The 15,581-nt window shown below is 58.1% G+C and carries 14 protein-coding genes; 7 read left to right on the top strand and 7 right to left on the bottom strand.

Annotated features, from left to right (window positions below; translation table 11 throughout):
• Positions 1 to 18: 18 nt before the first annotated feature.
• Complete coding sequence (gene treY, locus VN577_22260) at positions 19 to 3,057, top strand: malto-oligosyltrehalose synthase (GenBank protein HWR17569.1); 3,039 nt, start codon at positions 19 to 21, stop codon at positions 3,055 to 3,057.
• On the opposite strand, the gene malQ is transcribed toward treY, so the two are convergent.
• The 5 genes from malQ to VN577_22235 form a co-directional block, all read right to left on the bottom strand.
• Complete coding sequence (gene malQ, locus VN577_22255) at positions 3,004 to 4,542, bottom strand: 4-alpha-glucanotransferase (protein ID HWR17568.1); 1,539 nt, start codon at positions 4,540 to 4,542, stop codon at positions 3,004 to 3,006. The two genes, treY and malQ, sit on opposite strands and share 54 nt — an antisense overlap.
• 63 nt (positions 4,543 to 4,605) lie before the next feature.
• Entirely contained in the window at positions 4,606 to 6,597 is a 1,992-nt protein-coding gene (locus VN577_22250) for a peptidyl-prolyl cis-trans isomerase (GenBank protein ID HWR17567.1), read from the bottom strand.
• A gap of 115 nt (positions 6,598 to 6,712) precedes the next feature.
• On the bottom strand, positions 6,713 to 7,279 hold the full coding sequence (locus VN577_22245) for a hypothetical protein (GenBank protein HWR17566.1): 567 nt from the start codon (positions 7,277 to 7,279) through the stop codon (positions 6,713 to 6,715).
• A 76-nt stretch (positions 7,280 to 7,355) separates the two neighbouring features.
• Positions 7,356 to 8,198 carry an XdhC/CoxI family protein gene (locus VN577_22240; protein HWR17565.1) on the bottom strand — a complete coding sequence of 281 codons (843 nt, stop codon included), beginning with the start codon at positions 8,196 to 8,198 and terminating at the stop codon, positions 7,356 to 7,358.
• A gap of 28 nt (positions 8,199 to 8,226) precedes the next feature.
• Positions 8,227 to 8,772, bottom strand: a complete 546-nt coding sequence (locus VN577_22235) for an AAA family ATPase (GenBank protein ID HWR17564.1) — start codon at positions 8,770 to 8,772, stop codon at positions 8,227 to 8,229.
• Between the two features lie 48 nt (positions 8,773 to 8,820).
• Here VN577_22235 and cofG point away from each other — a divergent pair, with 48 nt between their 5' ends.
• From cofG to npdG, 6 genes are read left to right on the top strand one after another with little or no spacing between them, the layout of a single operon-like run.
• Positions 8,821 to 9,996: a 7,8-didemethyl-8-hydroxy-5-deazariboflavin synthase CofG gene (gene cofG / locus VN577_22230; GenBank protein ID HWR17563.1), complete on the top strand. Its 1,176-nt coding sequence runs from the start codon at positions 8,821 to 8,823 to the stop codon at positions 9,994 to 9,996.
• 25 nt (positions 9,997 to 10,021) lie between these two features.
• Positions 10,022 to 10,969, top strand: coding sequence for a 2-phospho-L-lactate transferase (cofD, locus tag VN577_22225; GenBank protein HWR17562.1), 948 nt, complete (start codon positions 10,022 to 10,024; stop codon positions 10,967 to 10,969).
• Entirely contained in the window at positions 10,966 to 11,610 is a 645-nt protein-coding gene (cofC, locus tag VN577_22220) for a 2-phospho-L-lactate guanylyltransferase (protein HWR17561.1), read from the top strand. Before cofD ends, cofC begins: the two co-directional genes overlap by 4 nt.
• A complete protein-coding gene (gene cofE, locus VN577_22215) occupies positions 11,603 to 12,355 on the top strand; it encodes a coenzyme F420-0:L-glutamate ligase (GenBank protein HWR17560.1) in 753 nt (250 codons plus the stop codon). The genes cofC and cofE overlap by 8 nt, the downstream gene beginning before the upstream one ends.
• Positions 12,356 to 12,362: 7 nt before the next feature.
• Positions 12,363 to 13,559: a 5-amino-6-(D-ribitylamino)uracil--L-tyrosine 4-hydroxyphenyl transferase CofH gene (cofH, locus tag VN577_22210; protein HWR17559.1), complete on the top strand. Its 1,197-nt coding sequence runs from the start codon at positions 12,363 to 12,365 to the stop codon at positions 13,557 to 13,559.
• The gene (gene npdG / locus VN577_22205) at positions 13,556 to 14,239 is read left to right on the top strand and encodes an NADPH-dependent F420 reductase (GenBank protein HWR17558.1); all 684 of its coding nucleotides are present in this window, start codon (positions 13,556 to 13,558) and stop codon (positions 14,237 to 14,239) included. Before cofH ends, npdG begins: the two co-directional genes overlap by 4 nt.
• Here npdG and VN577_22200 read toward each other — a convergent pair.
• Together VN577_22200 and ada are read right to left on the bottom strand one after the other, a co-directional pair.
• Positions 14,236 to 14,466: a glutaredoxin domain-containing protein gene (locus VN577_22200; protein ID HWR17557.1), complete on the bottom strand. Its 231-nt coding sequence runs from the start codon at positions 14,464 to 14,466 to the stop codon at positions 14,236 to 14,238. The two genes, npdG and VN577_22200, sit on opposite strands and share 4 nt — an antisense overlap.
• Complete coding sequence (ada, locus tag VN577_22195) at positions 14,457 to 15,560, bottom strand: bifunctional DNA-binding transcriptional regulator/O6-methylguanine-DNA methyltransferase Ada (protein HWR17556.1); 1,104 nt, start codon at positions 15,558 to 15,560, stop codon at positions 14,457 to 14,459. The genes VN577_22200 and ada overlap by 10 nt, the downstream gene beginning before the upstream one ends.
• Positions 15,561 to 15,581: the final 21 nt, after the last annotated feature.

Below are 15,581 nucleotides of genomic sequence, written 5' to 3'. Positions count from 1 at the left end.
TGCGCATCTAATCGCTCGATGCGAGCTCCGATTGGTGCCCCAATCGTTGAAAATCAACAACTTGCGACCTGCCTTGATGGGCTTTGCTCCGGAAAAGACGTTAAGCGGCCGGTTAGCACCTACCGTCTGCAATTCAATGCTGGATTCACATTCGAAGATGCACGCAGACTCCTTCCCTATTTGCATGCGCTGGGAGTCTCGCACTGTTATGCATCGCCTATATTGAGGGCGCGAGCGGGAAGCCAACACGGCTACGACATTACCAACCACAATGAGATCAATCCGGAGATAGGGACACCGGCGGAGTTTGCTGCCTTCGTTCGCGATTTGAAGTCGCTCGGTATGGGTCTGATCCTCGACATCGTTCCCAACCACATGGGTGTAGGACACGGCACCAACCCATGGTGGCAGGACGTGCTCGAAAACGGCCAGGCGTCCGCGCACGCCGAGTTCTTCGATATCGACTGGACGCCGTTAAAACAGGACCTTCGCGGCAAGGTGCTGCTACCGGTACTCGGCGCCGCCTATGGGGACGAACTCGAAAGTGGCAACCTGCGCCTGAACTTCGAGGCTGGATCGTTCTTCATCGCGTACTACGACAAGCACTTCCCCATCGATCCGGCCACGTACCCCATGCTTTTCGACGCTGTCGGCGATCTGCAATCCTTCCGTGATGACACAACGTGGCGCGAAACCGAATACCCGGAACTGGTCGCGGTACTTCGCGGATTCCGGCTGTTGGCTGCCCATACAAGCACGGACGCTGCGGAAGTTACCGATCGGCAGCGACGCATTCCCGAACTGAAGCAGGAGTTGGCAAGCATCTATGCGCGCTCGGAGGGGTTCCGTGGCTTAATCCAAAAGGTGCTCCAAACTTTGAACGGTTCACCTGGCGATCCACGCAGTTTTGACGCACTGCATCGCATCCTGGAGGCGCAGGCATACCGACTCGCCCACTGGCGCGTATCAGCCGAAGAGATCAACTACCGGCGCTTCTTCGATGTGAACGACCTCGTCGGGTTGCGGATGGAAAACCCGACTGTCTTCGCCGAAACGCACAAGTTGATACGGCAGATGCTTGCCGACGGATCCATCGATGGGTTACGGCTTGATCACCCCGACGGTCTCTTCAATCCAGTGCAGTACTTCACGCAAATCCAGATGCTCTACGCGGCTAGCCATTGCTGCGGCCCACAGCCTTCCGGAGCCGTTTCGCCGAACGGAATTGAAGAGGACGTCGTCTCACTCTTCGGTTCGCGTTCGCTGGCCCAGCAAGCACCGCTTTTCGTATTGGTCGAAAAGATTCTGGAACATGGCGAACACCTTCCGCCGGACTGGCCGGTTGACGGGACGGTCGGATACGAATTCGGCAATTCGCTGAACCACGTCTTCATCAACTCCCGAACCCAGCGCTTCTTCACCCTGCTTTATCACCGGTTCATCGGCGGCCCGGTCAATATCGGCACCGTGATTTATGAAAGCAAAAAGATGATCATGCAGACTTCGCTTTCGAGTGAACTCACCGTGCTGACCCATCTGCTGCAGGACATCGCCAACACTGACCGCCGTGCACGCGACATAACCCGGGCCCTGCTCAAAGAAGCTATCCGGGAGACCATCGCCTGCTTCCCCATCTATCGCACATATATCGATGCGCGAGGAACGGTCAGCGACCGTGATCGCGGATACATTGCAGAAGCCATCACTCGTGCCAAGCGTCGCAACCAGAATGACAACCCCGTTCCGTTCGATTTTCTCCGAAGCGTATTGCTGCTCGAATCCGAGAATGGCAACTTCAATTCGGACCAATACCGCAAGCGGCTCCGCTTCGCCTTGAAGTTCCAGCAACTGTCTGGCCCGGTGATGGCAAAAGGACTGGAAGACACAGCGTGCTACGTCTATTCGCGCTTTATCTCGGCCAATGAAGTTGGCGGATCTCCCGCACAGTTTGGGATCTCACTCGAAGAGTTTCATAACAGCAACATCGAACGGCTGCACGACTGGCCGTACTCGATGCTCGGGACGTCCACGCACGACAGTAAGAGAAGCGAAGACATACGGGCACGCCTAAACGTGCTTTCCGAAATGCCGAAGGTGTGGTCTTCGCAGGTAACGCGCTGGCGTCGCGCGAACCGCGCCAAGAAACGCACGCTCTCCGACGGGCGCTCAGTGCCGGACGCAAACGAAGAATACTTTCTATACCAGACGCTCGTTGGCACGTGGCCGCTGGAAGGGCAGACAGAGTCTGCGCGGAAGGGGTTCATCGAACGCATCCAGGCGTACATGACCAAGGCCATACACGAGGCCAAGGTCAACCTGAGTTGGATCAGTCAAAACCCGGAATACGTGGACTCACTGACAACTTTCATCACCCATATTCTTGCACCCGGCACATCGAAGCGTCCCAACCCGTTTCTTCAACAGTTCGAGACTTTTATCAGGCCGGTGCAATATTTCGGATGCATCAACAGCCTGGCCCAGGTACTTCTGAAAATCGCCTCGCCGGGCGTTCCCGATATTTATCGTGGCACTGAGCTTTATGACTTCAGCCTCGTGGATCCCGATAATCGACGGCCCGTCGATTACGACACCCGCCAGCAGCTCCTCGGGGACTTAGTCCACACCCGCTCTGTGGATGAAAACGCGTCTCTTTGCCGGGAGATCGCAACAAACCTCACCAGCGACCGCGCAAAGTTGTGGTTGACCCTTCGGGCGCTGCGTTTCCGTCGGGAGAACCGGGACCTGTTCCGTCGCGGTGACTACGCCCCGCTTTTCGCGGCCGGAGGGGTGCGGGAACACGTGATCTCCTTTGCCCGTCGGCTTGAGTCGCAAATGGTGATTGCGGCCGTACCTCGGTTCGCTTACACGTTGATGAAAGGAAACGTCGCGCCACCGATCGGAAGCGACGTCTGGCGCGATTGTGTTATTGAGGTTCCCGGTGAGGCTGGCACACTCACAAACGTGCTGACCGGCAAACCTGTCGAAATCTCAGACGGTCACCTTCTATGCCGCGAAGTTTTCGCCGACTTCCCGGTTGCTCTTCTCGCCAAATCCTGACGGAACCCTATCCGTCACCTCGGTTATCTCCGCGAGTTTGTGTGCAAGATCCGTCGTAAGCACTTCCGGCTGATAGCGCCACGTCCAGTTCCCTTCGGGATGACTGGGAATGTTCATCCGCGAATTGCTGTCGAGCCCGAGTAGATCCTGCAAAGGGATGATGCACTGGCGCGCGACCGACGTTTCAGCGGCTCGAACCATTGCCCAATGCATACCATCCTGTGGACATCCGAAATACGCTTGTGCAGCCTTACGGGCGGTTTCGCTCGAACTCTCATACCAACCGACGCTCGTATCGTTGTCGTGGGTTCCCGTGTAAATCACGGTATTCTCCACAACCCGGTGCGGCAGATGGATATGCGCACCGGCATCGTTGAATCCGAATTGCAGGACCTTCATGCCGGGAATGCCGAGACGCTCACGTAACGCGACCACTTCGTCCGTAATCATGCCGAGGTCCTCGGCAATCAGCGGCAGTTCGCCCAGGTCTTCCCTTAGCACCTGGAAGAAGTGCTCGCCTGGCCCCTTCACCCACTGCCCTCGAATCGCGGTCTCTTCTTCGGCTGGGATCTCCCAATAGGACTCAAATCCGCGAAAGTGGTCGATCCGGACGATGTCGCAAGTTTGCAGCGCAAACTGCATTCTCCTGATCCACCACTCATACCGGCGAGCTGCGAGCTCATCCCACCGGTAGAGCGGGTTCCCCCACCGCTGGCCGGTTTTGCTGAAATAGTCCGGAGGTACACCCGCCACCACCTCAGGAGAGAGGTCTTCTTTTAGGCGAAACAGTTCCGGATGCGCCCAGACGTCGGAGCTGTCATAGCTGACAAAAATGGCAATATCGCCTACGACGCGAATGCCCCGGCTGCGGCATTCTTCATGCAGAGCGCGCCACTGTTCGAAGAAGAAGAACTGAATGACACGGCTGACGTCGACTTCGTCACCCAGCTCTTTGCGGACTTCATCAAGGGCATTGGGCTCGCGACTGGCTATACCTTTGGGCCACTCGTTCCACGAGACACCCTTGAAGCGTCTCCGAAGCACGGCGAACAACACGAAGTCTTCGAGCCACCAGCCATTCAGCCAACTGAACTTCTCGTACCGTTCCTTTGCCTCTGGATCGGCTTTCTTCAAGAATGTGCGCGCTGCTTCCTGCAGGAGGGGGAACTTCTTCGCCCGTACATCTTCGAAATCGACCGGGTTCACGCCATCGGGCAGTGAGGCGACTTTATCCGGACTAATCCACCCGCGCTCCGCCAGCCTGTCCAGGCTGATGAGGAAAGGATTGCCGGCGAACGCCGAAAGCCCCGAATAAGGAGAGTTGCCGTATCCCACGGGAGCAAGCGGCAGGATCTGCCACAGGCTTTGTTTGGCCTCAGTGAGGAAGTCTACAAAATCGTACGCGGCGGGCCCGAAGTCGCCGATGCCGCCGCGTGAAGGAAAACAACTCGGATGTAAAAGAATGCCGGAGGCACGTTCCTGCATGTTGGTTGGATGCTAGCACCGGCGGATTTTTCAATCATCCGCCGGCGTTTTTTATTGTCCCGTTTACTGACCCGGCAGTTCGGAACTCGCGCTCATGATGCGGTTCCATTCCTTCTGGTTCTTGCGGATTTTCTTGTCGCTCTCCAGACGCTGCCGCAGTCCGGCGGCAAAGACCTGGAAGACCTCCGCACGCTTGCGCTCGAGCAGCGCCTGACGGATCTGCTCGTTACCCTTGGCCAGTTCCTCGGCGGTAGGCTCTTGCTTGTCCACCACCATCAGCACTGCGCCACCACGGCCGGTGTTGATCGGGCCGCTGACTTCGCCATTCTTCAGCGAGAACGCCACGGACGCCGCATCGGCCATTCTGCCAAGATCCGGAACCTGACTGCTCGGGGAAACGAAGTCCGAGGTCTTGAAATTGGCACCGACCTGCTGGGCCGCCTTCTTCACGCTGTGCTCGGCCTTGGCCTTTTCGGACAGTTCCATCGTCCTCTGAGCCAGCAGTTGCTGTGCCTTGTCGCTCTTGTACTCAGATTCAACCCGCGCTCGGATTTCATCGAAACTCGGGGTCGCGGGCGGCTTCACCTCGGTCACCTGGAACACCACGCTGCCCTGTGGGGTCGCGATCATCTCAGGCGCACCCTTCGGAGCTGCGCTGAAGATGGCGTCCATCAACTGTGGTGCGGTACCGACGCCGGGCAGGGTATCCGTACGGGTGATCAGGTTGCTGGTGATAACCTCCAGCCCTTTCGCCTGTGCAGCCTTCTCCAGTCCCTGGGCCTTGGCTTGAGATAGCAACTGATTTGCGGAATTCTCGGCGGCATCGGCTGCCTTCTGCTGACGCAGGATCGGCTCGATTTGAGCCTTCACTTCGTCCAGCGATTTCACATGGGCATCGTGACGGTCGATCAATTGGATGATGTGAAACCCGTAGCTGCTTTGGACCAGCCCACTCGTCTCGCCTTTCTTCAGCGAGAACGCGACCTTCTCAAACTCGGGCACGGTTTGTCCGCGGTTGATCCATCCCAGGTCGCCACCGTTCTTCGCGCTGCCTTCATCTTCCGAATTCTTCTTCGCAAGGTCGGCGAAGTTACCCCCCGCCTTAATCTTGCTGAGAACATCTTCGGCCTTCTGTTTCGCGGCTTTGACCGCGTTATCGTCGGTCTTGCCATCGGGCCCCGGCAACGGAGTCTTGATCAGGATGTGGCGAACATTGACCTGCTCGGGGACGCGGTACAAGTCCTGGTTGTCCCGGTAATAGCGCTGCAAGTCGGCCTGGGTCACCTGAACCTGGTTGGCAATCTGCGCGGTGTCAACGACGGCATATTTCACCTGGCGCTTTTCCGGGATCGAATTCGCGTACGACTCTTTGTGCGACTCGTAGTAAGACTTCAGGTCCGCTTCCGTCGGCTTTACCTGCTTCATTACATCTTCGAGCGAAAGCGTCGCATACTCGAGCTTTACTTTCGTGTTTTGCCGCCGGTATTCCTCTTCGACATCTGACTTGGAAACCGCCACTGGACCTTCCACGGCCAGGCGAAGCTTGTTCAGGAGCAGGTCATTCTTCACCAGTTGCTCAAACTGAGGAATGGTCAACTGGAACTGCTGGTTCACGAACATCTCGTACTGCTGCTCGCCAACGAACTGACCATTGGGAAAGAGATACTGCCCAATCTGGCCGCGTGACAGTGCCTGCTGTAGTTCCTGGCTGGTGACCTTCAATCCCATGTGTTCGGCTTCCGCGAGAAGCGCTTTCTGGGTGACCAACTGCTCCGCCGCGCTCTGGCGCAACATCGGGAGCAGTGCCGAGGGCACGGAGCGTCCGCCAAACTGCTGGCGTCCCATGCGGCGAGCCGTTGCGTCTACTTCCGCAACCGTCACTTCCTGGGCGCCGATCTTGGCGAGAACGCCGCCTTCCACGCCGCCGAAACCAAACGCATCACCAAGCATGCCGCCGGGCACGAGGGTGATCACCATCGCACCGCAAATGATTAACAAGAGGCCGCCAAGGATAACTTTCTTGGCTTTGCCGGAACTCTGCAGGAACCTGATCATTTCTGGAAAACTCCAATGTTTATGGGCGAATTGCCTATTATAAACCAGAGCACTTGCGGCGTTCGGCTGTACCGGCGCTGGTGGAAGCGAACCGGGCGGGAGCACGGACATCAGTTCAATCGAGTTGAAGGACGAGCCAGTTTTTGTCCGAACGATTGTTTGCTTCCGGCGGAAATGGCGTGGTCTTCCAACCAGATTCCGCCGGGGTCATCCACTCGAAGAAGACTTTCCAACTCTTCCCCGGAAACCGGCTTCGGGATATCTGGAATTCGCGAACCTTTTCATCCTTGAAGGTGCGCTTGCCCCAATCGTCCGGACGGCTGACGTTGGCTACCCATTGCTCGTTGTTCCACCAATTCCATTCTTCTGGCCACACGCCGTTCACCAGCTTACGTTCACCTAATTTCGCCGACGCGTGCAGGTCGTAAAGACTCCCACTTGCCGAGAGGTACAGGTCTACCGTCCCGGTCGGCGAATTCACGAACTCAATTGCCATCAGGACATCATGGTTGTTTTGCTTGCACAAGAGCCGGACAGCGGTGCCCAGGCGAAGTTCTTTGGCGTCTGACCATTCCGACCGGCTAATCTTGCCGTCAAGCATGATCGGTTTGCCCTCAGGCACAGGAATCGTCTGGGCAAAAAGACTAGCTGAGAAGAACAGCAGTGCAACGAGCTTACGCACGAAGATCCTCCGGCCTTATGACTTCGTCTCGAGCAAAAGGTTAGCGGCGCTGGGGTGGGCGTACGGCGGCAATTTTCTAGTGAGTTTCCAGTCGTGCGGAGGGCATCTGCCGCTTTTGGAACTGCTTTACATCTGCATTGCGTTTGCAGGCAATCATCTCTGCCACAACAGAGACCGCGATCTCCTCCGGGGTAACCGCGCCAATTTCCAGCCCGATCGGGGCTGACACGCGCTCAAACACCCGGGCGGGAAGGCCTTCCTTTTCCAGTTCCTTGTAAATGGAAATCACCTTCCTCCTGGAACCGATCATTCCCACGTAGCGGGCCTGTGTCTGCACAGCCCAACGGAGGATGCGCATGTCGTCGCGATGGCCACGGGTGACGATCACCACGTACTCGCTGTCGTTCGGGTTGAGCTTGGAGGTCGCAAGGTCGAAGTCCTCGGCAATCACATCCCGCGCTTCAGGAAACCGCTCCCGATTGGCGTAGGCATCGCGGTCATCCGAAACTACGACGTCAAATCCGGCGACCCTGGCTACTTTGTATATGGCATGCGCAACATGACCTGCACCGAACAGGTACAGAACAGGGATCGGCAGGATGGGTTCCACATAAACCTCCAGCGTTCCTCCGCAAACCAGGCCGGTATCGTAGCTGGGATTCTGGTTGAGGTTGAACGTCAGCGTCCGGGGCTTTTCCTGTTCCATCACTTCGCGGGCGGCCTGCCAGACGTCGGCTTCCACGCAACCGCCGCCAATCGTACCTACGATTGAGCCGTCATCGCGCACCAGCATCTTCGCCGTGTTGAACGACGGAATGGACCCGCGCACATTGATGATCGTCGCCAGCGCGCCACGATGCCCTTCACGCCGAAGTTTTACGATCTCTTCGTACAGGTCCATGCGCAAGATTATGTTCATTGGCGGAGCACAAGTCAAAAGACGTCAGTTAGCCAGCCTCAAGCCGCCGTACGATAAATTCTGCCCGCACCTCGGGAATCGCCATGGGAAGATCAACGATCTCGTACCCGCATTCTCGGTAGACTTTGACCATCAATTCTGCCGTTCGGACCGCCACCTCGAAATCCTGCTTTCGCTCCGCATCCGTTGTGTAGATTTCCTGCCAGGGCGGCGCGAAGAAGACCTGATGGCGATAGCGATAATTTCTACAGGCGCTTCGAACCATCTCGTCATTCGGAAATCCAATCAACCGCGCGTAACACAGGGTGTCGGGTATGCCCCTGTCGAAGAATGTTATTTCGTTCGAATCCGCATGTTTCTGAAAGGCTAGAATTGATCCGTCTAGCATCAATTGCGTATATCGTTCACGATTTGCCCATGGCAAAGCGTCGCCTCCCTGTAACACCTGCTGTTGAATGATCCGTCTTGCCACCTCATCACTGCATATGTAACCGCGGTCCCGCAATGCTTCTAGAACACGCGTCTTGCCCGACCCTGGGCCGCCTGTAATCACAACAAGATTCGAATTCTGCATTAAGTACGCAATCCTTTCGGCTCGTGTAGGCTGTATCAGATGAGGCATGTGGCAACCAGTATTTCCGATCTGCTGGCCGACCTAGCTGCCATTCTGCCCCTCTCGCGGTCGAACGCACTTTCCTTATTTCAGTGTTCTGGCCAAGATCTCCCTTCGCTACTCAGCGCCGCCCAGCATCTCCGCCGGCAGCACAAGGGCAGCACTGTTACGTACTCGCGGAAAGTCTTCCTGCCGCTCACGAATCTCTGCCGCGATTACTGCGGTTACTGCGCCTTTCGTCGCGACCCTGGCGAACCCGGCGCCCACACCATGACGCCAGATGAAGTACTGGACGTCGCGCGGCGAGGCGAGGCCCTCGGTTGCACCGAGGCTCTGTTCAGCCTGGGAGACAAGCCGGAAGCGCTCTTCCCCGAAATGCAGGACACCCTGCAACACCTTGGGTATCGATCGACGCTCCATTACCTCGAAGCAATGTGCGAACTGGTGCTTCGGGAGACGCGGCTGATTCCACACGCGAATCCCGGCCTGATGAGCGCGGAATGGCTCAAGCGGCTGCGCGAAGTGTCCCCAAGCATCGGCTTGATGCTTGAGAGCACCAATGCCGCGCTGTCGGCGCATGTACACGCCATCGACAAAGTCCCCTCCAAGCGGCTTGCAGTGATCGAGGAGGCTGGCAAGCTGGGCATACCGTTTACGACCGGCATCCTCATTGGTATTGGCGAAACCCTCGAAGACCGTGTGGATTCCCTACTCGCCATCCGCGACCTTCACGAGCGATACGGTCATATTCAGGAAATCATTATCCAGAATTTTCGCAGGAAGCCTGCGATCCCGATGGCGGGCTGGCCTGAACCAACTATGGACGACATGCTGCGCACGCTGGCTGTAGCTCGGCTTCTGCTGCCGGATATGAACATTCAGGCGCCGCCGAACCTATCCTCGGCCGACTACCCGCGTCTGCTCGACGCCGGCATCAATGACTGGGGCGGTATCTCGCCTCTTACGCCGGATTTCATTAACCCAGAGGCTCCGTGGCCTCATCTGCTCGACTTACGGGAGAAAACGGAGGCAGCCGGATTGGAACTGAAGCAACGTCTGCCTGTGTATCCCGAGTTTCTCGCGGGCGCTATCCAGCGTTCGCCCAAAGCAGCCGCGCATTTGCGTAACCTCGGCGTGACGGATGGGCTTCGGGGAACTTTGCAGAATGCCGTCAGCACGTCATAATCAGAGGTTTATCGGATAACTTCGAATGATCACTGTACTTACAGGCGGCACCGGCGGGGCGAAATTTGTATGGGGACTCGCGCAGGTTGTTCCCGCCGAACGACTCACCGTCATCGTCAATACCGGCGACGATCTCACCTGGTGGGGCCTGCACGTCTCGCCCGATGTGGACTCCGTAATGTATGCGCTGGCTGGACAACTCAGTCCCGAGCGCGGCTGGGGCCTGGCTGATGAATCGTTCCGCTGCCTGGACCGCATGCGCAGCCTCGGGGCACCTTCCTGGTTTCAGCTCGGCGATTTGGATCTTGCCACTCACATCCGCCGCAGCGAACTCATGTCTCAAGGCAAGTCGCTCTCGGAAGTTACCGCGGAACTTTGTCGAGCCTTGAGCGTAAAAGTCAGCGTTCTGCCAATGACCAACGACCACGTGGAAACACGCGTCAGCACCCGGAATAGCAACCTCAATTTCCAGGAGTACTTCGTTCGTGACCGCCATCAGGCCGAAGCGACCGATGTAAAGTTCGAAGGTATCGACAAAGCCCAGACCGCTCCCGGAGTGCTCGAAGCGATCACCCGCGCGGAAGCCGTCTTCCTTGCACCCAGTAACCCGGTCACCAGCATCGGCCCAATTCTCGCTCTTCCGGGTGTTCGTGACGTACTGCGGAACTGTACGGCTCCCATCGCCGCGATCAGTCCGATTGTTGCCGGACAAGCAGTCAGCGGGCCGGCGGCCCAACTCATGAGCATGCGCAAATGGCCGGTCTCTCCCGACGGCATCGCGCAGGCATACCGCGATTTCGTCGACCTCGTGATTGCCGACGAAGCAGATCGCGAAGAACGCCATCACATCGAAGGACACGGTGTCCGGGCCGCGTTCACCAACACTGTCATGCGGACGGACCAGGACAAGACGGCGCTGGCACGCTTTGCTCTTGATGTAACCCTGGCGCGACACCATGAGGCGGTCCAGTGATCCTGGTGCCGGTGAAAGACCTGCAGAACGCTAAGCAGCGTCTGTCACCATGCCTGGCGCCGGAACAAAGAACTTCTCTCGCGCGTTCCATGGTGGAAGACGTTTTCGACGCTCTCGCTCCGTTTGCCGCTGATCCCGGTGTCGCGGTTGTAAGCGGAGACCCCTGGGCTTCTCAGCAGGCAAAAGCACGGAAGTTCACCATCATCATCGACGACTTGCAGGCGGGCGAAACCGAAGCCATTGCTATGGCTACGTCTTTCTGCCTCAATATGGGCTCGGACTTCACCCTTGTCTTCCCCGCCGACATCCCTCTCATCACCAGCGACGAAGTTAGCAATCTCCTCACACTTAAGCCGATGCGCGGCTGCGTAATCGCCCCGGCTCACGACCAGCGCGGCACGAACGGAATCCTGCGCCGTCCAGCCGACCTGATCCCGCTCAAGTTCGGCAACGACAGCTTCCTTCCCCATCTTGCTGCAGCCCGCGCAACCGGACATGAGGTAATCGTCCGCGACTTCCCGGGCATCGGACTCGATATCGACCGCCCTGAAGACGTGTCTCTCCTGATGACAAAGCCTGTCCGCTCACGCGCGCAACGACTTCTTCTGGAGTGGAACGTGAAAGGCGAGGCTTATGCCTGAGCTTCGTGCCATTCCGGTCGAGGGAATCGGCGAAGTTCGCCCGGGAGCCGACATTCCAGAACTTATCCTGAGTGCGCTTCAGGCGAGGCGACGCAAACTGCTTTCGGGCGACATTCTCGTCATCACGCACAAAATCATTTCGAAAGCGGAAGGCCAGATAATACCGCTCGCGTCTGTGAAGCCATCGCGCGAAGCCGTCCAATGGGCGACGAAATTCAATCTAGACCCACGCATCACCCAACTCGCCACCGACGACTCCCGCCGAATCGTGAAGCGCGGTCATGGCGTCACGATCACAGAAACACCACACGGCTTTGTTTGCGCGAACAGCGGCGTGGACGCCTCGAACGTGGACGGCGGTCATAGTGTGGTCCTGCTTCCTCGTGATCCCGACCAGTCGGCCCAGAAGCTTTACCGCGCTTTGAAACGCCATCTCGGGTTTCCTGTGCCCGTCATCATCTCCGATAGTTTCGGCCGCGCCTGGCGCGAAGGTCTTGCCGAAGTAGCCATCGGACTTGCCGGCATGCGAGCGTTCCGCGATTCCCGTGGCGCTCGCGACCCTTACGGTTACAAGCTGAAGGTTACCTTGGAAGCTGTGGCCGACGAGTTGGCCGGAATGGCCGGACTGGCTTGCGGAAAGCTCACCCGCATTCCAGCGTGTATCATTCGAGGTTACGCGTTTCGTCCGGGACGCGGCCGTGCACGCGACCTGATTCGCCCCGCTGAGCGTGACATGTTTCGTTGAGGCCCTAATGCAGATTCTTCCCCATCCCTGGAATTCGACCGCAGTTTGGAACCAGCTCTCTCCCCATATTTCGCCGCAGGTCCGCCAGCCTCTCGAGCGACTACTGGAGTGCTCAAACGGCTCAACTCTCAGCCGCGAAGACTGCCTGGCGCTGGCCCAGACCACCGGTGACGAACTGCTCGCCCTTGCCGCCGTGGCCGACATCCTTCGCGAGCGCCTCGTAGGAGACAAGATCACCTACGTCGTGAACCGCAACATCAACTTCACGAATGTGTGCTTTGTCGGCTGCAAGTTCTGCGCCTTCCACCACGGCCCAAATCATCCGGAAGCCAACTCCTTCACGCCCGAGCAGGTCGCCGAAAAGGCAATGGAGGCATGGGAACTCGGAGCAACCGAGGTCTGCATCCAGGGTGGGCTACCGCGCAATCTGCCGCCGTTCTACTATCGCGACGTCCTCCGGGCAATCAAGAGTGCGCTGCCGAAGATGCACATCCACGCGTTTTCGCCCATGGAGATCACTTACGGCGTGCAACTCACCGGCATGGACTTACGGGATTACCTCTCCATGCTCCGCGATAACGGACTAGACACGATGCCCGGCACCGCAGCCGAAATACTTCACGACGACGTCCGCTCACTCATTTCGAAGTACAAACTGAATGCCGAATCGTGGGAAGAGATCATCCGCACCGCGCACGAGTGCGGCATCCGCACCACCAGCACAATGATGTATGGCCATGTTGAAAAGCCCGAGCACTGGGTCGATCAATTGCTGATGTTCCGCAGCATTCAATCCGACACCGGAGGCTTTACCGAATTCGTGCCCCTCGGCTTCATTCACAACAATACCCGCCTCTTTCTGGAAGGCCATTCGCGGCCCGGTCCAACGCCGGAAGAACATATCCGCATTCATGCACTGGCGCGCGTTTTGCTGGCCGGGGCCATCAATAACATCCAAGTATCGTGGGTGAAGATGCCACGCGAGATGTCGCAGCAGTGCTTCCAGGCCGGAGCGAACGATCACGGTGGCACCCTGATGGAAGAAAATATTTCGCGCACAGCGGGCGCAAGCTTCGGCCAGTACCTGAGCCCCGAGCAGTTCGATGAGCGGATTCGCGAGTTAGGACGCACGCCCGCGCAGCGCAATACAACGTATTCCCAAATCACGCCGCGACCTGCTGTAATGGACGCCATCGCACAATGAAGATCGCAATTGTCGGCGGCACTGGATCGGAAGGATACGGCCTCGCGCTCCGCTGGGCACGTTCCGGAGAACACGTCGTAATCGGCTCGCGTGACGAGCAGCGCGCCCTTGCAGCCGCAGAGAAATTACAGAAGGAAGTCGGCGGATCGCAGATCAGCGGCGCCGAAAATCAGCAGGCGGTCGCCGGGGCCGACGTCGTCGTCCTCACCGTACCGTTCCAGGCTCACGCCGCGACGGTCCGTCACATCAAGCCCGCCCTCAAACCGGGTGCTATCGTCATCGATGCCACCGTACCGCTTGCAACAGCGGTTGGGGGCAAAGTCACCCAAACTATCGGCGTTTGGGATGGCTCCGCGGCGCAACAAGCTCAGAACCTGTTGCCGGCCGGAATCGCCGTCGTCGCAGCCTTCCAGAACGTTTCTGCCGACTTGCTGAACGATGATCGAACGCTCGAGTGCGATGTCATCATCTGCACCGACGATACCAATGCGCGGCAAGTCGTAACCGACCTTGTCCACAAGATTCCGGGATTGCGTGCTCTCGATGGTGGCGCGCTGGAGAATGCTCACATCGTGGAGCAGATCACTGCCCTGCTGATTACGCTCAATATCCGGCACAAGTCGCACAGCGCGGGATTGAGGATCACGGGACTCGACGAGCCCTCGCGGAGAACGAGTTAAAGTTCCACTCCCACAGCCGCCGCGATCTCCGGCAATCCGCCTTCGACCAGTTCTCCATCGACAACCACCGACGGCGCTGAGTACGCCCCGTACTTCTCGCCCAATTCCTCCAGGTGTTCAGGCTGCTGAAGACTGCGTTCTTCAAAATCCACGTGATGCATAGACAGAAACTCTTTAACGGTACGGCACGCCGAGCACGACGCCGAGGTATAGACGATTACTTCCACTGTTTTTCTTTCTCCAGCAGTTTCTTTTTCCGCTCCGCGCCCCAGCGATATCCGCCAAGATCGCCATTGGTCCGTACTACGCGATGGCACGGAATTACCAGCGCCACCGGATTCGATGCACACGCATTCGCCACCGCACGCACCGCCTTGGGCTCACCAATCGCCTTTGCGATCTCCTGGTAACTGCGTGTTTCGCCGAGCGCGATCTTCCTCAACGCCTGCCACACCTTCCACTGAAACGCTGTGTGCTGGATGTCGAGTGGAATCTCGCGCCGCAGTCCGTTCCCTTCCGCGGCGTTCACGATGTCGCGCACCACGGCGGCCAGTTCATCATCGTCGCGCATCAATTCCGCGCGGGAGAACTCATCGCGGAGAATCGCCTCCAACGCTTTGTCGGAATCGCCGATTCTTACAGCGCAAACACCTTTGTCGGTCGACGCCACCAGCACCCGTCCGAGCGATGAATCCGCCAGAGCGTAGCGGATTCTCTGCCCCGGAGCGCCGGCCTTATAGACCGATGGCTTCATCCCCAATGACGACGTGGACCGCTCATACAAACGGCTCGGCGAATTGAATCCCGCCTCGTACATCGCGGTCGTCACATCATCGCCTTCCTGCAGGCGCGACTTGAACTTCAGGAACCGTTTCAACTCCGCGTACTGTCGCGGCGATATCCCCAGCGTGCTCTTGAACGAACGTTGCAAGTGGAACGGGCTCACCCCTGCCACTTCCGCCAGCCGATCCAGTGTTGGCCCTTCCTCGACGATCTCATCAATAAACCGGCACACCCGCGTGATCACCTGCGGCATCTCGCGTTGGCCATTCAGGTTATTAGGACGGCAACGCAGGCACGACCGGAACCCGGCAGCCTCGGCGTCTTGAGTGCGCTCGAAGAACTCCACCATCTCGCGACGCGGACGCCGCGACGGGCACGATGGCCGGCAATACACGCCAGTTGACTTCACGGCGTACACGAACATGCCGTCGTAGCGACGGTCTCGCTCTAGCACCGCCCGCCAGGCCGCATCGTTGACCGAGTTTTCCGGCTTCTTCCCCACTTCGCCGCCAGCCTTGAGTTCCAGTACCACCATCATAGTTCCCTCCGATGTGGCGAT

The organism is Terriglobales bacterium, from assembly GCA_035561515.1.
Taxonomy (GTDB): Bacteria; Acidobacteriota; Terriglobia; order Terriglobales; family Acidobacteriaceae; genus DATMXP01.
This window is presented reverse-complemented; position numbering and strand designations above follow the sequence as displayed.